The sequence below is a fragment of the Stenomitos frigidus ULC18 genome (genome assembly GCF_003003795.1).
Classification (GTDB): Bacteria; Cyanobacteriota; Cyanobacteriia; order Leptolyngbyales; family Leptolyngbyaceae; genus Stenomitos; species Stenomitos frigidus_A.
The window spans coordinates 20,116-39,667 of sequence record NZ_PVWK01000098.1 but is presented as its reverse complement, the minus strand read 5'-3'; the positions used below and the strand labels follow the sequence as shown (position 1 = coordinate 39,667).

The 19,552-nt window shown below is 52.0% G+C and carries 23 protein-coding genes and 1 pseudogene; 7 read left to right on the top strand and 17 right to left on the bottom strand.

The annotated features are described in order from the left end of the window. Positions 1-86: 86 nt before the first annotated feature. The 5 genes from C7B82_RS17660 to C7B82_RS17640 form a co-directional block, all read right to left on the bottom strand. Positions 87-662, bottom strand: a complete 576-nt coding sequence (locus C7B82_RS17660) for a type 1 glutamine amidotransferase domain-containing protein (RefSeq protein ID WP_106257598.1) — start codon at positions 660-662, stop codon at positions 87-89. 206 nt (positions 663-868) lie between these two features. Further along, positions 869-1,081: a hypothetical protein gene (locus tag C7B82_RS17655; protein ID WP_106257597.1), complete on the bottom strand. Its 213-nt coding sequence runs from the start codon at positions 1,079-1,081 to the stop codon at positions 869-871. 48 nt (positions 1,082-1,129) lie between these two features. Further along, on the bottom strand, positions 1,130-2,665 hold the full coding sequence (locus C7B82_RS17650) for a cryptochrome/photolyase family protein (protein ID WP_106257596.1): 1,536 nt from the start codon (positions 2,663-2,665) through the stop codon (positions 1,130-1,132). 64 nt (positions 2,666-2,729) lie between these two features. Beyond that, positions 2,730-2,984, bottom strand: a complete 255-nt coding sequence (locus C7B82_RS17645) for a hypothetical protein (RefSeq protein WP_106257595.1) — start codon at positions 2,982-2,984, stop codon at positions 2,730-2,732. Then, positions 2,971-3,144, bottom strand: coding sequence for a BrnT family toxin (locus C7B82_RS17640; protein WP_106257594.1), 174 nt, complete (start codon positions 3,142-3,144; stop codon positions 2,971-2,973). Before C7B82_RS17640 ends, C7B82_RS17645 begins: the two co-directional genes overlap by 14 nt. A gap of 104 nt (positions 3,145-3,248) precedes the next feature. On the opposite strand from C7B82_RS17640, the gene C7B82_RS17635 reads away from it, so the two are divergent. From C7B82_RS17635 to C7B82_RS17625, 3 genes are all read left to right on the top strand, one after another. After that, on the top strand, positions 3,249-4,574 hold the full coding sequence (locus tag C7B82_RS17635) for a four-carbon acid sugar kinase family protein (protein ID WP_106257593.1): 1,326 nt from the start codon (positions 3,249-3,251) through the stop codon (positions 4,572-4,574). 46 nt (positions 4,575-4,620) lie between these two features. Beyond that, positions 4,621-5,499 carry a 2-hydroxy-3-oxopropionate reductase gene (locus C7B82_RS17630; protein WP_106257592.1) on the top strand — a complete coding sequence of 293 codons (879 nt, stop codon included), beginning with the start codon at positions 4,621-4,623 and terminating at the stop codon, positions 5,497-5,499. A 65-nt stretch (positions 5,500-5,564) separates the two neighbouring features. Next, positions 5,565-5,822, top strand: a complete 258-nt coding sequence (locus C7B82_RS17625) for a hypothetical protein (protein WP_106257591.1) — start codon at positions 5,565-5,567, stop codon at positions 5,820-5,822. A 35-nt stretch (positions 5,823-5,857) separates the two neighbouring features. Here C7B82_RS17625 and C7B82_RS17620 read toward each other — a convergent pair whose 3' ends face one another. Both C7B82_RS17620 and C7B82_RS17615 read right to left on the bottom strand, forming a co-directional pair. After that, positions 5,858-6,679 carry a squalene/phytoene synthase family protein gene (locus tag C7B82_RS17620; RefSeq protein WP_106257590.1) on the bottom strand — a complete coding sequence of 274 codons (822 nt, stop codon included), beginning with the start codon at positions 6,677-6,679 and terminating at the stop codon, positions 5,858-5,860. 579 nt (positions 6,680-7,258) lie between these two features. Further along, a complete protein-coding gene (locus C7B82_RS17615) occupies positions 7,259-8,197 on the bottom strand; it encodes an ABC transporter permease (protein WP_106257589.1) in 939 nt (312 codons plus the stop codon). A gap of 180 nt (positions 8,198-8,377) precedes the next feature. Here C7B82_RS17615 and C7B82_RS17610 point away from each other — a divergent pair, with 180 nt between their 5' ends. Beyond that, complete coding sequence (locus C7B82_RS17610) at positions 8,378-8,773, top strand: DUF2721 domain-containing protein (RefSeq protein ID WP_106257588.1); 396 nt, start codon at positions 8,378-8,380, stop codon at positions 8,771-8,773. On the opposite strand, the gene C7B82_RS17605 is transcribed toward C7B82_RS17610, so the two are convergent. From C7B82_RS17605 to gyrB, 3 genes and pseudogenes are all read right to left on the bottom strand, one after another. Beyond that, the gene (locus tag C7B82_RS17605; RefSeq protein ID WP_106257587.1) at positions 8,770-9,840 is read right to left on the bottom strand and encodes an ABC transporter permease; all 1,071 of its coding nucleotides are present in this window, start codon (positions 9,838-9,840) and stop codon (positions 8,770-8,772) included. The genes C7B82_RS17610 and C7B82_RS17605 overlap by 4 nt on opposite strands. 116 nt (positions 9,841-9,956) lie before the next feature. Continuing rightward, a pseudogene (locus C7B82_RS33840) lies at positions 9,957-10,224 on the bottom strand (IS1 family transposase); the annotation flags it as partial. A gap of 84 nt (positions 10,225-10,308) precedes the next feature. Further along, on the bottom strand, positions 10,309-12,246 hold the full coding sequence (gene gyrB / locus C7B82_RS17595) for a DNA topoisomerase (ATP-hydrolyzing) subunit B (RefSeq protein ID WP_106257586.1): 1,938 nt from the start codon (positions 12,244-12,246) through the stop codon (positions 10,309-10,311). A gap of 148 nt (positions 12,247-12,394) precedes the next feature. Between gyrB and miaA the strand changes: the two genes are divergently transcribed. Both miaA and glcD read left to right on the top strand, forming a co-directional pair. Continuing rightward, positions 12,395-13,510 (top strand): tRNA (adenosine(37)-N6)-dimethylallyltransferase MiaA, encoded by a 1,116-nt coding sequence (gene miaA / locus C7B82_RS17590; protein ID WP_245939966.1) that lies wholly within the window; start codon positions 12,395-12,397, stop codon positions 13,508-13,510. Between the two features lie 46 nt (positions 13,511-13,556). After that, complete coding sequence (gene glcD / locus C7B82_RS17585) at positions 13,557-15,038, top strand: glycolate oxidase subunit GlcD (RefSeq protein WP_106257584.1); 1,482 nt, start codon at positions 13,557-13,559, stop codon at positions 15,036-15,038. 63 nt (positions 15,039-15,101) lie between these two features. Here glcD and C7B82_RS33220 read toward each other — a convergent pair whose 3' ends face one another. From C7B82_RS33220 to C7B82_RS17570, 6 genes are all read right to left on the bottom strand, one after another. Then, complete coding sequence (locus C7B82_RS33220; RefSeq protein WP_245939965.1) at positions 15,102-15,287, bottom strand: ATP-binding protein; 186 nt, start codon at positions 15,285-15,287, stop codon at positions 15,102-15,104. After that, the gene (locus tag C7B82_RS35175; RefSeq protein ID WP_219904561.1) at positions 15,212-15,760 is read right to left on the bottom strand and encodes a response regulator; all 549 of its coding nucleotides are present in this window, start codon (positions 15,758-15,760) and stop codon (positions 15,212-15,214) included. Before C7B82_RS35175 ends, C7B82_RS33220 begins: the two co-directional genes overlap by 76 nt. A gap of 12 nt (positions 15,761-15,772) precedes the next feature. Beyond that, positions 15,773-16,117 (bottom strand): sensor histidine kinase, encoded by a 345-nt coding sequence (locus tag C7B82_RS35170; RefSeq protein WP_219904560.1) that lies wholly within the window; start codon positions 16,115-16,117, stop codon positions 15,773-15,775. Positions 16,118-16,157: 40 nt separating this feature from the next. After that, on the bottom strand, positions 16,158-16,301 hold the full coding sequence (locus C7B82_RS35165; RefSeq protein WP_281259003.1) for a hypothetical protein: 144 nt from the start codon (positions 16,299-16,301) through the stop codon (positions 16,158-16,160). A gap of 13 nt (positions 16,302-16,314) precedes the next feature. Further along, entirely contained in the window at positions 16,315-16,455 is a 141-nt protein-coding gene (locus C7B82_RS32450) for a CBS domain-containing protein (protein ID WP_181357547.1), read from the bottom strand. 179 nt (positions 16,456-16,634) lie between these two features. Next, a complete protein-coding gene (locus C7B82_RS17570) occupies positions 16,635-17,321 on the bottom strand; it encodes a rhomboid family intramembrane serine protease (protein ID WP_106257583.1) in 687 nt (228 codons plus the stop codon). A 400-nt stretch (positions 17,322-17,721) separates the two neighbouring features. Here C7B82_RS17570 and C7B82_RS17565 point away from each other — a divergent pair, with 400 nt between their 5' ends. After that, positions 17,722-18,303, top strand: coding sequence for a hypothetical protein (locus tag C7B82_RS17565; RefSeq protein WP_245939964.1), 582 nt, complete (start codon positions 17,722-17,724; stop codon positions 18,301-18,303). A 199-nt stretch (positions 18,304-18,502) separates the two neighbouring features. Here C7B82_RS17565 and C7B82_RS17560 read toward each other — a convergent pair whose 3' ends face one another. Further along, positions 18,503-19,180 (bottom strand): hypothetical protein, encoded by a 678-nt coding sequence (locus tag C7B82_RS17560; RefSeq protein WP_106257582.1) that lies wholly within the window; start codon positions 19,178-19,180, stop codon positions 18,503-18,505. Positions 19,181-19,552: the final 372 nt, after the last annotated feature.

Here is a 19,552-nt window from a genome sequence, read left to right as displayed (position 1 = left end):
GTCTGTTAGGGTCGATCCGGCATTGCAACAGAGCAGAACGCCCAAACCGACCCTGACAACTGACTGCCGCGCCATGGATCGGGTTTCTAGCTAACAGTCGAAAGCGGTTGTTCTTGCTGGCGACCCGTTGCAAACGCTGCTACGATCGCGCGGTTGAACGCTGGAATGTCTTGTGGCTTACGGCTTGTTACTAATCCATTATCGACGACGACGTCCTGATCAACCCAGTTTGCACCAGCGTTTTTAAGATCCGTTTGCAGCGACGGCCAGGATGTGAGGTTGCGTCCGTTAACCACAGCCGCTTCAATGAGCGTCCAGGGCGCGTGGCAAATAGCAGCAACGGGCTTACCTGCTGCAAAGAAGGATTTGACAAAACGAACTGCTTTCTCGTTGATGCGAAGTTGGTCTGGATTGGCAACACCGCCCGGCAGCAAGAGCGCGTCGTAGTCATCTGGGTTAGCGCTGTCCAACGTCACATTCACAGGAAAGTGATCGCCTTTGTCAAAATGGTTCCAACCTTGGACGGTGTCATTGTTCGGTGAAATGATCTGAGTTTGTGCCCCTGCTTCATCTAGCGCTTGCTTAGGGCCTGTCATTTCGACTTGCTCGAAACCATCAGCTACAAGAATGGCTATTTTTATGTGGTTAAGTGATTGCGTCATGTTCAGGCTCCTTTGAGATAATCACTCAATGTGTGTTGTTTATGACATGTGCTAGGGCATCAGCAGGTGTTTTAGCAGCCATTACGCTCTGAGCGATTAGGAGCCGACAGCGCACCCAAGCCCAGAGAGACGATTTGCTTCACTGTTGTTCTCCCTTTCTCTTAGTGTTGCTCTGCTGCAGCTAGATATCGAATCGCGATCGATTGCTAAGGCCGATAGTGCTTAAGCCTCATGTAGGTTAGATCCTCAAGAAAGCTGCCATCTCTGCTAGAAGAGTGATCCTGAGAGGCTTTGAGGTCTAACTGTAGAGAGACCAACAGAGAGGCAAGCCGCTCAAAATCATCCTTTGATTCGACAGTGTGCGTTGGCTCAGTTGTCACTCGAATCGTTTGATTCGTCTTACTGTAGCGACGGTTCATGCATCGCCCTTACAAGATTGCTCTCGCAAAGCGGCAACGCTGTTGCTTTCAAGCATTGATCGCGTTCCGACCTTCATGCCACGCGATCGCTGCTTCCCGAATTTCCTGTAACTCCTCTGGTGCCATCTTGTCCAGGTTTTTGAGGATGAAGCTCATGCGCCCCTGAGTCGTGAGTTTGGCACGGTGGCGATCGAGAAAGTCCCAATAAAAGAAATTAAAGGGGCAGGCGTTTTCACCCGTACGGACTTTGGGGTTGTAAACGCACTTGCCGCAGTAGTCGCTCATTTTGTTGATGTAGTTAGCAGAAGCGGCGTAGGGCTTAGAGGCCAGCACGCCACCATCCGCAAACTGCCCCATGCCAATCACGTTCGTTTGCATCACCCAATCGTAGGCATCCACAAACGCCGCATGAAACCAGCCTTCGATCGCCTGGGGTGAGATGCCTGCAATCAGAGCAAAGTTATTCAACACCATCAGGCGCTGAATGTGATGGGCATAGCCAGTTTCCTTGACCTGCGTGAGGATCTGATGCAGGCAGTTCATGGGAGTATTACCCGTCCAGTAAAAGTCGGGTAGCGGCTGCGTGTGGTTAAACCAGTTGCGTTCTGGATAGTCGTCGCTCATGTAGCAATAAACGCCGTGCATATACTCTCGCCAGCCCAAGACCTGCCGGATGAAACCTTCGACGCTGCTGAGGCTCCAGGTATCCTGATGATCCAAATAGGCTTGTTCGGCCGCTTCGATGACTTCGATCGGTTGTAGCAGCCCCAGGTTGAGATAGGGCGACAGCATCGCATGCCACATGGTTACTTCGCCTGTAATCATCGCATCCTGGTAAGGGCCAAATTCTGATAGCCGTGTGTGGATGAAATAGTCCAGCACCCGGAGCGCTTGTTGACGAGTGACTGCCCATTGAAACGGTTCCACTTGCCAGTACTGCTGACTGGTGTGAAAGTGGTCACTCTGTTTAACCCAATCAATCACATCTTGCGTGATGGCATCCGGTTCAAACCAAAGTGCTTCGGGTAGGGTGAGTTTACCTTTCGGTGGTTTACGGTTGTCCTGATCAAAGTTCCAGCGACCGCCCACAGGCTGTTTGCCTGCCATTAAGATGTTGCAGCGGCGACGACCTTCGCGGTAGAAGTCTTCCATCAACAGTCGCTTGCGATCGCCCGCCCATTGCTTGAAGTGGTCCTCGCTCCAGATGAAGTGATTATTCGGTACGAGGGTAACGGTGCAAGGAAGCTCAAGGGATTCAATTAGACGAGCAAAGGGGCGATCGTTCGGCACCATCACCCGCAGTTCTGTGATCTGATGCTTCTCAATCCAGTCGTTGAGCGGTGTTAGAAAATCATCCGCTTGCTCATAGGTGACGGCCCATCCTGCCTGTCGTAATGCCTCAGCAAAATGACGCATCGCCGACCACACCAGCACCAGCTTTTGCAGATGATAGGGGCGCTCTTGCACATGACGCAGCGACTCAATGAAGATCACCGGAGTCGTTTGCGGCTGACCGCTACAGCTTTGCAACGCTGCCTGCTCTGCCCACAGTTGATCACCCAGAACCCAAACGCCGATCGTCATCTGCTGTGCCTAACGCTAATAATCTTGTCTGGCTGTTAAAATCAACATCCACACAGTACACCCTTTAATCCGCTTCCACAGGATCATTAACCTGGGGTTTAGGTGTAGAAACTTGGCTCTCTTGCGTCACTCTAATTAGAAATCGAAGCGCTTCATTGACTGCATCAGCATTCGGAAACATCTCTGCGACATCAGGTTCCAGACGAATGACTGCCCCACCAAAGCTTTTTCGTCCAGGTCCCAACTTGCGGATGCTTAAACGCTTTAAGTCATATTCTGACCGAAGTTCATCTTCCAATTCGGGGTTATCCTTCTTCATACGCTTCACGCTCAGATCGGGTTACTTCTCTAGCACTAATGAGACGAATGGAGTTTCTTTTTTCCGTATACGAAACGATCAATAAGCGCCCTTGGTTTGACTCTCCAACAATAAGGTAACGCTCTTCCTCATCCAAATGGTCAGGATCGTAGACCTTCAGCCTTCAGCCTTTCCCCTCTACACCTTAAACACTTCAGCCACGTTCTCCCATCCAACTCGCGAGATAATAGGCAAATCCTTCTCGCACGATCGCCCACGCTAACCATGACCACCCAACCAAAAATTATTGTCCTGGACGATGATCCAACAGGGTCGCAAACCGTTCACAGTTGCCTGTTGCTCATGCAGTGGGATGTCGAAACGCTGCGGTTAGGTTTGGCGGATGATGCCCCCATCTTTTTCGTGCTGACGAATACACGCGCGTTGACCCCCGAAAAAGCGGCAGCGGTGACGCGAGAGGCTTGTCACAATTTGAAGGAGGCGATCGCGCTTGAGCACATTCATGATTTTCTGGTTGTGAGCCGATCGGACTCGACTTTGCGGGGACATTATCCCATTGAGACGGATGTGATCGCCGAGGAACTCGGCCCCTTTGACGCCCATTTCCTCACGCCTGCCTTTTTTGAGGGCGGTCGTACCACGCGAGGCAGCATCCACTATCTCAAAGTCAATGGTGTCGATACTCCAGTGCATGAAACCGAGTTTGCGCGTGATTCTGTCTTTGGCTATCACCACAGCTATTTGCCCGACTATGTTGAAGAAAAAACAGGTGGCAAGATTTCCGCCGATCGCGTGGAGCGGTTTTTGCTGGCAGACATTCGCGCTGGAGTGCTCGATCGCTTGATGCAGCTTCATGACAATCAATGCGGCGTTGTGGATGCAGACACGCAGGACGACCTGAACCGCTTTGCTGCTGATGTCCTGAATGCCGCATCGCAAGGCAAACGCTTTCTGTTTCGCAGTGCAGCAAGCTTGTTGACAGCATTGGCAGCCTTACCACCCCAGCCGATCGCGCCTGAAGCAATGGCAAACTACGTCCGTCATGGTAAGCCTGGTGCGGTGATTGTTGGCTCTCACGTCAAGAAGACCACCGAGCAACTCGAACAACTGCTGGCACAACCGGGCATTGTTGGCGTCGAGCTAGAGGTTGCCCGATTACTAGAAACGTCAGGTGATCCGCGATCGACCCTCCTTGCAGAAGCCATCCAACAAGTGAATGGGGCTCATCTTGCAGGCAAAACGCCTGTCGTTTATACCAGTCGTCAGGAACTCGCCTTCAACGATACCCAAACCCGTCTGGACTTTGGCGAAGCCGTTTCTGCCCTGCTCATGGACATTATTCGCCAGTTGCCCGACGACATTGGCTTTCTCATCAGCAAAGGTGGCATTACTTCCAACGACACCCTCAGCAATGGGTTGGCGTTGAGAACCGCTGGCTTGTTGGGACAAGTGCTTGCAGGCGTTTCAATGGTGCGTACCCCTTCCAATCATCCACAATTTCCCGATCTACCCATCGTCCTTTTTCCTGGTAACGTTGGTGATGCGAATGCCCTAGCAACGGTCTATCAACGCTTAAGCAAGCCCGCCTGAGAATCGAACTTTGCCAAACTCATCCCTACTCCTTACTCCCAAAATTATGGAACGAATCGGCTTTATTGGTCTCGGCATCATGGGCAAGCCGATGGCGCGGAATCTGCTCAAAGCAGGGTATCCACTGGTGGTTTACAACCGTAGTCGTCCCGCAATGGAAGCACTGGCAGCAGAGGGCGCAACGCTGGCAGAGTCACCGAAAGCCGTTGCCCAACAAACGGATGTCGTGATTAGCTGTGTCTCCGATTCACCGGATGTGGAGGCAGTCGCGCTAGGCAGTAATGGCATCATTGAGGGTGCACAGCCAGGGTCGCTGTACATTGATATGTCCACGATCGCCCCTGCAACCGCACGCAACGTCTACACCACACTCAAGGCAAAAGGCATTGATGCCCTGGATGCACCCGTTTCAGGTGGGGATATTGGGGCGATACAGGGCACTTTATCGATCATGGTTGGGGGGGATGAGCCAGCTTTTCAGCGATCGCTGCCAATCTTGCAGGCAATGGGCAAAAACATTGTCTACATTGGAGAAGCCGGAGCCGGACAGGTGACGAAGGCGTGTAACCAGATTGTTGTTGCGCTGACGGTTCAGGCTGTTGCTGAAGCACTCACACTGGCAAAACAGTCAGGGGTCGATGTTGCGAGAGTGCGAGAAGCCTTAATGGGGGGCTTTGCCCAGAGTCGAATTTTAGACGTTCACGGCAAGCGCATCCTGGAAGGAGATTTCCAACCAGGTTTTAAACTAAACCTGCACCGCAAGGATATGAATATTGTCTTGCAAACAGGTCGAGAAACAGGTGTCCCATTGCTGGGTTCTGCTCAAGTGACGACCCTGATGGACGCACTCATCGCTCAGGGCAAAGGCGATTTAGACAACTCTGCTCTAGCCTCGCTGTATGAACTACTAGCAGGCATCAACTAAGGCAATCCACCAGGGTCTGATAGGTAAAGCCATGTTTACCCAGCACGCTCCTTTGAGGTCAGGGGATGGGCACGGGTAAACCCTTTATCCATCCTACGAGGGCTCAGGTAATTCACCAATGCCGGATGGGGCAAGCTATTCATACCCACCACAATCCCTCAGGTGAGGGTACGGGCGTGGCTAAACCCTTTGCCCATCCTACAAAGGCAGATAAGGGTTTGCTGAAAATGACTGCAGCAAAGACTGCGGTGACATCACCAACGATCGCCGCAAGGCGAAAGCGCTTGAGCCGATCGCTAGAGGCTCTCAGCAGCGTAAACTGACAATTGGCGATCGGCCGTGATGAAGCTAGCCACCCTTACTTGCCGCTGCCTGTCAGTTGCTCAACTAACGCCAACACTTTGGTTCGACTTAGCTTCGCTTCGCCTTGCGCCAAAGCATCTAACGTTGCGTGCGCAAAGCCTAAGGGGAGGCGGCAAAAATCTAGCGCTGGACCAGGAGGCAAAGCAGCGGTATATGCATCTGCCAGAGCGAGATTACGGCGTGCGTAGGCGTACATGTCGTCCTGATGCCAGCCTTCAGGGAAAAAGCCAACGCCGCGTACCAAATCATCCGATTGATTGCGCAGAATGTTGACCGCCTGCAAGCCACGCCCAAAGCCAACTGCATGACTACGATTGGTTGTAGTGCCGTCATACCATGCCCACAGATCAGACAGCAGTAAGCCTACCGCACCAGCCGCACAGAACGTATAGCGATCGAGGTCTGCCTGGGTTTTAATAGTCCAATTATGTTCTGCCCAATAGGCCATGCGGTCTGCCATTGCAGCGGTTGCATCCCACACTCGCGGCGCGATCGCGATCGGTGCAAAAGCAGCCCATTCGCCGATGCGTGTGGTGACCTCTGGCAACAGCGTCGTATGCGTGATGAGGAGCGTTTCCAAACTGGTTTCATCAATGACACTATCTGCCGCTTGAAACGAGAGGCTAATTGCCTGTAGCAACTGCGCCTTGAGGGCATTGTCAAGGTCAGGATGATCTTCAATTTCGTCGATCGCACGCATGCACAAATACGCCGAGGCAACCGCCTCTTGTAAACCTGCGGGGAGTCTACTAATTGGGATATAAAAGGTTCGACTGGTTTCTGCCAAAACCTCTAAAGCTGTCTTACGTAACACCATACATTTACTCCTCTTAACCACCACACCGAGCTCGCTCTAAATATATAGCAAAAAACTTAATTTTTACTAAGAAGGAAGCTTAGTCACGCTTAAGGTTTCAAAACATTGTGCAGTCCAACCTCATTGATCCATGATAGTCCCGCCAATCAAAGGACATCGTCCTTGCGACTACAACACATTGCTCGACTCATTGAAGTGCTGCCAGATAAGTAACTAATTTCATACGTTGCCCTCTAACTAACAGTTAAAAACGTCTTGATCGTTGCCGACAAAGGCATACTGTGGCGACGTTTAACAACAACCAAGAACAACCTTGATCAAACAATTCGTGTCAGCGTTCATGCCTACGGTTGACAAAAAAGCTCGTCTCACGTACCAGATGAATGAAAAGACAAGGAACTCGAATCAAGTATCAACTTATTGTGGGTATGAATACAAAAACCACGCTAACGTTCCCGGAAATCTGCTGCTTCACTAATAGCTAGAATTCTCATCTCATCCTGACAAAAAAGTAATTTATACGTCCGAAAGATTTAAGAAATGTTAATTAAAGACTTGGTAGTGCGCTGGGCAATCGCGCTATTCACCCATACTCTCCTTGCTGTAAGGAATGCCAAGAGCAGCAGGTGGCGTTGATTTGCCTGCCAGACCGACCATTGCCAGCAGCGCGATCACATACGGCAACATGACTAAAAATTGATAGGGAATGTTGAGGTTAAACGCCTGTATCCGCAGTTGCAATGCTTCAGTTGCGCCAAACAGCAAACAGGCCAGCACGGTACTCACTGGATGCCAGCGCCCAAAAATGAGCGCTGCCAAAGCAATAAAGCCCTTACCCGCACTAATATCCTCCGTAAAAAATTTTACATGCACCAGTACCAGGTAGGCTCCTCCCAACGCGGACAGGCAACCGCTCAGGATCACGCTGATATAGCGCACAAAAGCAACATGAATGCCCGCTGTATCGGCTGCACGAGGATATTCACCCACTGCTCGTAGCGTTAAGCCAACACGAGTATGAAAGAGCATGTACGTGCTCAATGGCAGCAGTAGCAGCAACAGGTAAACCAGCGGATCTTGGTTGAACAGTAGCGGCCCCAGAACAGGGATCTGGCTGAGCCCAGGAATCGCGATCGTGGACAGCCCTGGCAACTTCTGAGTGGTGCTGCTGTTAAACACAAGCCGCGACGCAAACGCCGTTAGCCCTGCTGCCGACAGATTAATCGCCAAACCAGAGACCAACTGATTGACCTGTAAGGTGACACAGAGATAGGCATGAAGCAGCCCGACGAGTCCACCGCTCAACACAGCTGCTACAATGCCCAACCAAACGTTTTGATTGCTGTAAAAAGTTGCAGCTGCACCCACAAAAGCCCCTGTCAGCAGCATCCCTTCTAGCCCAATGTTCAAAACCCCCGATCGCTCAGACCACAGCCCACCCAGCGCTGCAAACGCCAACGGCATCGATAAGCGGAGACTGGCAGAGAGGTAATCGGATAGAAAGGCGAGATTGTTCATGCAAAGGGGGGAGAAAGTTTTGAGTTTTGAGTAGCGCTAGCTCCGAAGGAGCCACTTTGTGTTTCTTGTATGCCGAAGGCTTTACGCGCCGACAAGCTAGAGAGTTTTGAGTTCATCCTTTAGCCTTTAGCCTTCAAGTTCCCTTACCTTACGGTCATCCACCTTTTACTTCTGTTCACTATGGAACTTCCGCTGACAACGCCTGCTTTGCTGTTTCCTGCCATTTCGCTGTTGCTGCTGGCTTACACGAACCGCTTTCTGACATTGGCAACGTTAATCCGCAGTTTGCATTCTGATTACAAAGCTCAGCCCGATCCATTTACTCTGGTAGAGATTCGCAGTCTGCGCTACCGGGTGCGCCTGGTGCGGGACATGCAGTTTTTAGGTGTGAGTAGCTTTCTGCTTTGTGTCGTCTGTATGTCTGTTTTGTTTGCCGGTCAGGTCTGGCTTGGAAGTCTACTCTTTGGGGTGAGCTTGTTTTTGATGATTTGTTCGCTGGCGTTTTCAGTGCGTGAGATTCAGGTTTCGATCGATGCGCTTGATCTCCATTTACGTGACCTTGAAACGTTGCGTTAACTCTCAACCGAAGCGACTTGAACGACAACTGGTGAACGATTGGTCGCTAATTTGCGCTCTAAAACAAGGCTGATGGCAATAAAAAGGACGGTGAGTCCCTGGATGGCGTAAACGACAGTGACAGGTACGCCTGCACTGCGCTGCATGACGTTGGCACCACCGCGTAAAGCACCAAAAAAGAGGGCGGTCAACAGTACACCGGCCAGATTGCCCCGACTGAGAAACGCGATCGCGATCGCGTCAAACCCATAGCCCGGTGAAAAATTCTCGAACAGGCGATATTTCAAGCCCATGACTTCGCCAGAGCCTGCCAATCCCGCTAAACCACCAGATAATGCCATCACCAGCATGATTGTGCGCTCGACGGAAATTCCGGCATAACGAGACGCGATCGGGTTTTGTCCAACCGCTTCAATCTGGTAGCCCAGTGGCGATCGGGCAAAGACCACCCATAGAATGATGGTTGCCAGTACTCCCAGCAAAATCCCCGCATGGGTTTGCGTCTGCGGCAGAATGATCGGCAGTTGGGCAGACGCATCAATCAGAGCGCTGTAAGGCGTTGGCGCATCGGGATCTTTCATCGGACTACTTACCAGGTAGCTCACCAGGTTCTGAGCAATGTAGTTGAGCAGCAGCGTTGTAATGACTTCATTCACACCTCGCACCGCCTTCAAGTAGCCAGGGATGAAGCCCCATAAGCCACCTAAGAGAAAGCCGCCCAAAAGCGCCAACGGGACGTGAATCACAAGGGGCAAGCCATGCACATATAGCCCTACCAGAGCGCTGCCTAAGCCACCCATGTAAATTTGCCCCTCGCCACCGATGTTGAACTGCCCTGCTTTGAGGGCAACCAGAATGCCCAAACTCGCCAGCAACAGGGGAGCCGTTTTGGTGAGCGTATTGCTAAAGCCGTAGTAGTTGGCAAGCGATTCCGTAAAGAGCACTGAGTAAGCTTTGATGGGACTTACTCCTGCGATCGCAATCAGCCCTGCGCCCACCAGCAACGCAGCCGCGACCGCCACCAACGGCGACAATATCGGTAGAATTCGACCAAGAGAATATTTCACAAGGGATTGGAGCAGACATCATGTCGGACAATTGAAACGTATACTACCCCAGGTCATTACGATTGTGTTGTTTCATGCGATAGCGAACGGCAAACGGTAGTCATGCATAGTGACGATCAAGGTTGCTTATAGTGATGGACAAAATTCCAAACAGCACCAAGTGTGATTGCTCAACTTTTTGGAGAACGATAATGTTTGACGCACTAAGCGCCCGACTCGTTGCCGCACCCTATTGTTGAACCGCTCAATATAACTGGTTTGCCCCGTTTCTTTACTAGCGGCTCGGTGGCCTTTACTCGGAATCACTGGCTCGTAGGCTTGCCAAAAATCGGTATGGCAGAGCGCACATTGGCGATAGACCAGCGGTAATGACTGCCAAAGGGCTGTTCTTCCAGCAGCTTTTCAATGAGGTTATGGGTTGCCTGGTCGATGGGTTGAGTAAATTCTACCCAGGCATACAAAACAACGCTAAATATCCAGGTCGGTCAGATTTAGTTTAGGAGCGTTGGCTTCAATAAACTCGCGACGAGGAGCCACCCGATCGCCCATCAGTACCGTAAAGATACGATCGGCTTCGGCAGCATCTTCAATCTCAATGCGCTTGAAGGTGCGGCTCTCTGGATTCATGGTTGTATCCCACAACTGCTGGGGCATCATTTCACCCAAGCCTTTGAACCGCTGGATGTCGTACTTAGCATTTTCGGGGAAGCCAGCAATGATCTGATCCCGTTCGCGTTCGCTATAGCAGTAGTTGTGGTTACGCCCACGTTCAATTTTGAACAGCGGTGGGCAGGCGATATAGATGTAGCCTTGATCCACCATCGATCGCTGATAGCGGTAGAAGAAGGTCAGCAAGAGCGTGCGGATGTGAGCACCATCCACATCCGCATCGGTCATGATGACGATGCGGTGGTAACGGAGGTTAGTCGCATCAAAGTCTTCGCCCTTAATGCCTAAACCCAGAGCAGTGATGAGTGCCTGAATTTCTGTGTTCTTGTAAATCTTGGAGTCGTCGGTTTTCTCGATATTGAGGATTTTGCCCCGCAGCGGCAGAATGGCCTGAAAGCGGCGATCACGTCCCTGCTTGGCGCTACCGCCTGCAGAATCCCCTTCCACAATAAAGATTTCGGATTCAGCGGGATCTCTGGAGCTACAGTCTGCCAGCTTACCAGGCAGTGTTGAAGACTCCAGCACCGACTTCCGTCGCACCAGTTCGCGTGCCCGTCGTGCAGCCTCTGCAGCGTTAAAGGCCTGAATCGCTTTCTCTAAGATGGCATCTGCTACACCGGGACGAAACTCCAGGTATTCGGTCAGCACCTCACCGACAAGAGAATCGACAATGCCCCGGACTTCGGTGTTGCCCAGCTTCGTCTTCGTTTGCCCTTCAAATTCAGGGTTCGGCACCTTGACCGAAATTACGCCTGTCAGACCTTCTCGGACGTTCTCACCGGCCAGGTTGGAGTCACCCTCTTTCAGCTTATTGCGCTTGCGGGCGATCGAGTTCATCGTTCGCGTCAGCACCGCCTTCAAGCCTTCTAAGTGCGTACCACCATCGATCGTGCGAATGTTGTTGGCAAAACCCAACAGGTTGTCGCTGTAGGCATCCACGCACCACTGCAGCGCGACTTCTACCTGCACATTGTTGCGCTCGCCCTGCACAAACACCACTTCATCATGCAGCGCTTGCTTGTCGCGGTTCATGTAGACGATGTATTCGCGAATGCCGCCTTCGTAGAAGTAGGTCTCGACATGCGGTTCTTCGCTTTTCAGTAGCTCCAGTCGATGGTCTGTAAACGTGATTTTGACACCACCGTTGAGGTATGCCAGTTCGCGCAAACGTCCTGACAGTGTGGCATAGTCAAACTCGACGCTGGTGGTAAAAATCTGGGCATCGGGCTTAAACGTAACCGTTGTCCCCCGGCGCATCTCCGTACTGGGATGCTCGACCAACTCAGTGACCGCCGCACCCCGCTCAAAGCGCTGCACGTGCACCTTATCTTCCCGCCAAACGCTCACTTCCACCCATTCAGAGAGGGCATTCACCACTGAAATGCCAACCCCGTGCAACCCGCCCGAAACTTTGTAACCACCGTCTCCAAACTTGCCGCCTGCATGGAGGATCGTCAGCACCGTTTCCACGCCCGATTTGCCTGTGCGAGGGATAATACCTGTGGGAATGCCCCGACCGTTATCCTCAACAGTGACTGAACCATCCGCGTTCAGTGCCACCTGGATAGCGGTACAATAACCTGCCAGAGCTTCATCAACCGAGTTATCAACGACTTCATAAACTAAGTGGTGCAGCCCTCGCGGTCCGGTTGTGCCAATGTACATACCCGGACGCATCCGTACAGCTTCAAGACCTTCTAAGACTCGAATCTGATCGGTATCGTAATTGTTGGTCATGGATGAAGGGCTCCCATAGTTAGCCTGAGGCTGTCGCAGGCTTCATAATAGCAAAATCTATCAAAATTATAACACAAAAGGGTTTTGAGCGATTTAGGGGCAATTTCAAGCGCCATTTATCATAGGGATGGATCAACCTCTTTTAGCTGTGTTATCAACCACTCTCAACAATTTAACTGAAAATAATACCTTTGTACCATTTTTAATTGTTATTTGTGGTGCCACAGCAACCGGCAAATCGGGATTGGCGATCGCCCTCGCACAGCGACTCCACTCTGCCATCCTGAGTGCCGATTCGCGCCAGGTGTATCGAGAGTTTAACGTTGGCACTGCCAAACCTTCGATCGCTGAACAGCAACAGGTTACACACTATTTAATTGATATCTGCGATCCCACTGAGACGCTGACGGTGGCGGAGTATCAGCAGCAGGCGCAGGGGTTGATTTGGGGTGTGGGGTGTGGGGTGTGGGGTGTTAGGGGAGCAGAGGGGGCAGAGGGAGTAGGGGAGGCAGAAGGCAGAAGGCAGAGGGCAGGAGGCAGGAGGCAGAAGGCAGGAGTCAGAATCAATTCAAAACTCTTTGGCGCAGCGGCGCGAAGCGCTACTCAAAACTCCGCCCCTACCCCCTACCCCCCACCTCTCCTCGTCGGCGGCACGGGACTCTACATCCGCTCGATCGTGCGCGGGCTGATCATTCCACGTGTGCCACCGCAACTGGACTTGCGATCGCAGCTACAAACGCTGGGTCAGTCACAGCTTTATGCGTTTCTGCAACAGGTTGATCCGGATGGGGCGGCGAAGATCCATCCCAATGATCAGGTGCGGACGTTGCGATCGCTGGAAGTTTTTTATGTCACGGGACGACCCATATCAGCGCTGCAGGGCGAGCAACCGCCAATCTATCCGATTCTACAAATTGGCTTAGATTGCCAGAGTGTTGAGCAGAGCGATCGGCGCATTGAACAGCGCACCGAACAAATGGTGGCGGCAGGTTTTGTCGATGAAGTCGAATACCTGTGCCAGAAATATACTGCCGAGTTGCCCTTGCTCAACACGTTAGGCTACGCCGAATTTAAGCAGCATGTGGCTGGAGCTATGACACTTGCGGAGGCGAAGGCGCTCACGGTGCTGCACACGCGCCAGTTTGCCAAACGGCAGCGCACCTGGTTTCGGGCCGATCCCGCGATCGAGTGGTTTGATGCCGACCGCCCCGACTTGCTAGAGCAGGTTTGGCAACGCGTTCAAAAGTTCCTGGCGCATCGTTGATAATAAGAAGACAATCTCTCTGACGACTTAGCGGCACATCACCACCATGCTCATTCAGGAACCGCAGCAAGACACGAAACGCAATTGGCAACCGGTCATCCAGGCGTTTGAAGCGATTCTGGGTAAAAACGGAGTTGTGCGTAAGCGTGAAGAACTGCTGGTGTATGAGTGTGATGGGCTGACGAGTTACCGGAATCGTCCCTCTGTCGTCGTTTTACCGCGTACCACAGAAGATGTCGCCGCTCTGGTGAAGGTGTGCGATCGCTACTCCATCCCCTTCGTCGCGCGGGGCTCTGGCACGGGTCTTTCTGGCGGTGCCTTGCCTACCGACGATTGTGTTTTGATCGTCACCGCCCTCATGAAGCGCATTCTCGACATCGATCTCGAAAATCAGCGGGTCGTTGTGCAACCTGGGGTGATTAATAACTGGGTCACCCAGGCGGTGAGTGGGGCAGGCTTTTACTACGCGCCTGATCCATCCAGTCAAATCATTTGCTCTGTTGGCGGTAACGTGGCGGAGAACTCCGGTGGTGTCCACTGTCTGAAGTACGGTGTGACCACGAATCATGTGTTGGGCTTGAAACTGGTCTTGCCGGATGGGTCGATCGTTGATGTGGGCGGTACCGTGCCTGAAATGCCGGGATACGACCTTACAGGGCTGTTTGTCGGCTCGGAAGGCACCCTGGGCATTGCCACTGAAATCACGCTTAAAATCCTCAAAACACCTGAATCTGTTCGCGTCTTACTGGCAGACTTCACCAGCGTTGAAGCGGCAGGTGCGACCGTCTCAGACATCATTAGTGCGGGCATCATTCCTGGCGGGATGGAGATGATGGATAACTTCAGCATCAATGCTGTAGAGGATGTCGTGTGTACGAACTGCTATCCTCGTGACGCGGAAGCAATTTTGCTGGTTGAAGTTGATGGGCTAGAAATTGAAGCAGCTGCAAACAGCCAGCGGGTCGAGGCGATCTGTTTCCAGAATGGAGCTCGTAGCGTTCGCATTGCCACCGATGTGGAAGAACGTTTGACGTTATGGAAAGGGCGCAAGGCAGCATTCGCAGCAATGGGCAAAATCAGTCCCGACTATTATGTGCAGGACGGCGTGATTCCTCGTACCAAGCTGGAGTACGTGCTGAAGACGATCGCAGAGTTGGGCGACAAGCACGGCTACAACGTGGCGAATGTGTTTCATGCAGGCGACGGCAACTTGCATCCGCTGATCCTTTACGACAATGCGGTTCCCGGTGCGTTAGAGCAGGTGGAGTCATTGGGCGGTGCCATTCTCAAGCTCTGCGTGCAGGTCGGCGGTAGCATTTCAGGTGAACACGGCATCGGGGCCGACAAACGGTGTTACATGCCAGAAATGTTCAGCGAACCGGATCTGGAAACGATGCAATGGGTACGCCAAACGTTTAATCCCAAGGAACTCGCAAACCCTGGCAAGATTTTTCCGACGCCGCGTACCTGTGGTGAAGGTGCAAATGCTAGCGTGTCAAAGCAGTTTGAGAGCGTAGAGCAATTTTGAGGTGCCGCGATCGTCTCCCAGAATTAGTTGGAGCTTGGAGGGCTCAAACAAAAGGGGCTGAGATTATTGAGGCAAGATAATTTCAAAAATAGAGCCTCTGGGCTGGTTATTTTTCACGCTGATTTCACTGTCGTGTGCCTCAACAACCATTTTGCAGAAAGCTACCCCCAGCCCTATCTGGGAGACATTTTGCATGAAGGTGCCAACTTCATATTTCTCAAAAATCTTCTGCCGTAAGTCATCCGGCACGCCTGGTCCCAAATCGGCAATCTGAATCGAGGCACCGCCCGGCGAATCTGCCTCGTGGCTGTGAGCCCATCCATACCTGGCATTTGAATATCCATCAAAATCAAGTCGGGCTGGTGAGTGGTAGCAAGGTCAATCGCGGCTTGTCCATGCGTGGCTAAGAGAAGACGATAGCCTTTCGCTCTGAGGTAGCTAGAAACCGTACTGATATTGGCTTCGTTATCTTCGACTAGCAAAATGAGGGGTGTTTGGCGAACCGTTTCGTCGGTAGGAACATCCTGACCCAGACATACGACAGGTTGATCACCAGCGGGTGTTTGCAGTGAGAACACCACACTGGACGTACAGGGTAAGTCGATCGTGAAGGAACTGCCCCAACCCAGTTGACTGGTGAGTCCCACCCTACCGCCGTGGAGTTCAACGACTTGCTTCACCAACGCTAATCCTAAGCCTGTACCCGCATATTGACGGTTCAAAGCGCTATCAATTTAAAGGGCTGAAACAGGCGTTGACTGTTCTCTGGCGAGATACCAATTCCTGTATCGCTGACGGCAAGGCGTAGAAACTCTTGCGGAGCAGGCTCGGTAGTATTCCAGTGAACCTTGAGCCGCTTCGAGGGTAACGCCTCCCCCGTCTGGGGTAAATTTGACGGCATTATTGAGCAGGTTAATGAGCACCTGGCGAATGCGGCGTTCATCCACCAGTAGATCGGGGAGCGAGGATGGCAACTTGACCTGAAGCTGAATGCGCTTTTGGAGTGCCTGCTGTTTGACAAACGCGAGACTGGATTGGCAGAGATGCGTTACTGAAATGGCGGTGCAGTCCAGTTCCATCTGTCCAGCTTCAATTTTGGCGACATCCAGAATTCACTGATTAACTCCAGCAGATGGATGCCGCTCCGCTCAACCGTTTGCAAGGCTTTGCGCTGTCCTGCGTTGATCGGGCCAAAGACTTGTTCTTGGAGCCCTTCGGCATGCCCAGAATCGCGTTAAGGGGCGTGCGGAGTTCATGACTCATGTTGGCAAGAAATTCATCCTTGAGGCGGGTAGCGCGGGCCGCTCATTCGAGCGATTGCCTCCATCACTGTCGCCTCTGGTGAGGCCGTTAGAGGATCGCGGACGATCGCAGCTTTCAATTCAGAGGCGGTAAGAGCGGTTGCGCTGATAACCATACTTCACTACAAACCCAAGGCTTGCCGCCTGCTGGTACAGCTTGTATTGTGCCCTTAAGAACAGCCTGAACCGCTGCCACTTCATTAGTTTATTAAGTCGGCAGCTTCAGGTTTCTGAGCTTCATATGGGGCGAAGAGCGATCGCAAACGCCCATTACCGCTGCTGACGCATACGCTTACTATGGCAAAAACGTTGGCAGTAGTGATTTAGCGTTGGCTTGAATCGTATTGAAGTAGCAAGCGGTTGCTAAACCACCCACAAAGCCACCGAAATGCATTTCCCAAGAGATCCGTTCATTTTGTGGAAAAATCCCCAGCAGCAGCGGACTGTAGAAAGCCATCATGAGCATCGAAAGTAAAATTGCGGCGACCTGATGCTCGTAGAAGCCACGCAGCAGTAGGAAGCCGAAGTATCCATAAAGGATGCCACTCGCGCCGATATGATTGGAACCTTCACGACCGCAAAGCCAGGTAAAACAGCCACTACTGAGCGCCACAACAGCCGTAATGAGGAGAAAGTCAGCAAGGCCTCTGGGCATAACAATAAAGCCACCAAAACTCAAGAAGGCGACTGTATTACCAACGAGATGCTGGGCTTCATCTGCCCTGGCATGGTTATGCAGTACAGGAGCCAAGAGAATGCCCCATACGCCATTAAGTTGACGCGGTCGAACTCCTAGTTGATTGAAGGCACCACCGAAAAAGAGGGTACTCAACAGCCACAGAAGCCATGTGAGGACAACGGGTAGAGCGAGGGCGGGGAAGAGTAGCCAAAAATCAGCTTTGAGTACGAGACAGAGCGCAAAGAAAGCTAGCACCAATCCAGAAGTCAGCAGCCTGCTTTGAAGAAAGAAATCGCTAATCATTGGAAGGCCGTCGATGAAGGCTCATTTGCATATGCTTGCGTTTGGTTCCTCTCATTGTGCTCGATGCTTTCTTGCCTGCACATAAAATTGGCGTACCTGCTTTTGAGGACTTAAAAGTTAGGTGAATAACGCGACGTGCGACTTTCCTGAAACGTCTGCCAAGACTGCCCTCTCCCTAGCCCTCTCCCAGCAGGAGAGGGAACCAGAAAAGTCCGAAAGCCCTTCTCCCCAAGGAGAAGGGTTGGGATGAGGGCAAATTAGTTGCACATCGCGTTGAATATGTAAAGAATACAGTCAGGCAGTAGGCACTCATGGAGGAAGCAGGCTATGACTGACGCAGGCGATCGCACAGCGATAATCACATCAGGCACAGCCGTCTTTCTCAACGACTTGATCCTGTATGGGTCGCTTTTTCGGTTTTGAGCAGCCAGTCAATGAGGTGTTTATAGTGAAGGCTACGGTTACTCAAGTCATGCCTGCCTTAATGGTCATTGGTCTAGTAACGGGTGCAGTAGTACCGTTACAGCCGATCGTGGCACAATCCTGTAACTACTATGCGGGGCAAGCAGTGGGTGGGCAAAGCCTGAATGTAGACCTGTGCTCGATTACCAGAGCCAGTGCTAAAAGTGTGGACTTTGTCTACTATCTAGGGCAAGAACGCATCCAGAGCCAGGCAAACTGCCAAGATGGCTCCTGGGTCACGTTTCCAGAACGTCAACGGAATCGCCCGCAGTCGTCAGCCACCCAGCAGATGCTGACGGTTGTCTGTGGTTATCAGGGGCGCAGACCGTCTAGCAACAACATCGCCACCGTCTTCGACCCACCCTCCAATGTCAGAACCGCACCGAATGGCAAGGTTTTATGCGCGATCCGAGAGCGCCGAACCATTCACACCTATGGCACCGTTGGTGCCTGGTACTACACCGATGCCTGTGGCGAAATGGGCGTGATTCATTCTGGTCAGCTCAAGTTTCAACCCTGATTGACTGAGAAACGTCCTGCAAGGCTGATGGCTCCGTTGCTCACCCGCACGTAGTCACCCTAACGATCGCGCTGGAAAGTTTAGAACCTGTGAGTATGATTGTGGGGCGTGGAAGGTCATTTCCAACTGACAACTCAGGAGATTTCCAAGCAAAAATTTACCGTTGGATACGGGCAGGTTTTGCCAGCGTTTTGCTTAATCAGCGATGTTCTGTTTCAGACTGTGCCGATGGACGATCGCTCACTGGAAAAAAGCGTTGCGCTTGAGCGTCATAAGACCAACTTACGCCGTTGGGATCACGCGTTTGAGTCCAATCGCTGAGCGTAGACAAGTGCTTCTTGCGGCTAACTGTTTTTGCCGCCACACCCAATCGTTTGGCAAGTTCAGCCTGACTTAATGCCTTGGAACGCTGCAACTCATTCATACTGTCTTCACTGGCCACAGGCGTTGCTGTAGGGCTAGGCTGCATGCGAGAAAATTGCAGCGTTGAGAAGACGTAAACGACATCGCCTTGTTCTGTGACTTCAAAACGGGCAGCGAATTCTTTGGCTCGGTTGTCAAGATAATAACGAGCGGCGATCGCGGGTATCTCCGCAGTCATTGCAAAATCGAGCAGGGTCATGCGTCCCTGATGTTCTTGCAACAGACGATAAAAGGTTGTGTGTAAGTGTTTTTGCTGACGGTTTTGAACCTTGCGATAACGTTGCCAGAGCCACCAAACGGCCAGCAGTGGCACCAGTATTTGAAGCAATGGCAGCAGTGTCTGCACAAGCGTAGAAACCACTCCTACCAGGCATAAGGTAGCGCCGAAGATAACGGCATAGCGCACTAGATTACTGCCTGCATTGTCTATCGCGGTACGTAAGAGTTTAGTCATAGGTGCCCGGCTCCGTGCGAGCCTCCTGTCAAGATCGCGGTTAACCGTTGAAACACCGTCAAGGAAAGCTGACAGACAGACTGGTTTCCACCAGTAGTCGTGGTGCTACCCAGCAGGCAGACTATATTTTAGTACAAAAGAACTATAACGCGATCGCTCTTGAACGAGGCAAACATACGAACATAAACGTTTGTGTCTGCCACAGTTCCCGGTCAAGACTGCTTGTGGGTGTATAAGGCATTAGAGCAACGCTTGCTTCTAGTCATAACCGCAAGCGGAGCAGGTACAGGGGAACGCGTCGATCGATGTTAGGAGCAATACCAATCCTAATGCCAATGCCGTCCACTGAAGCGTTAGGTTTGCAGCCAGAGA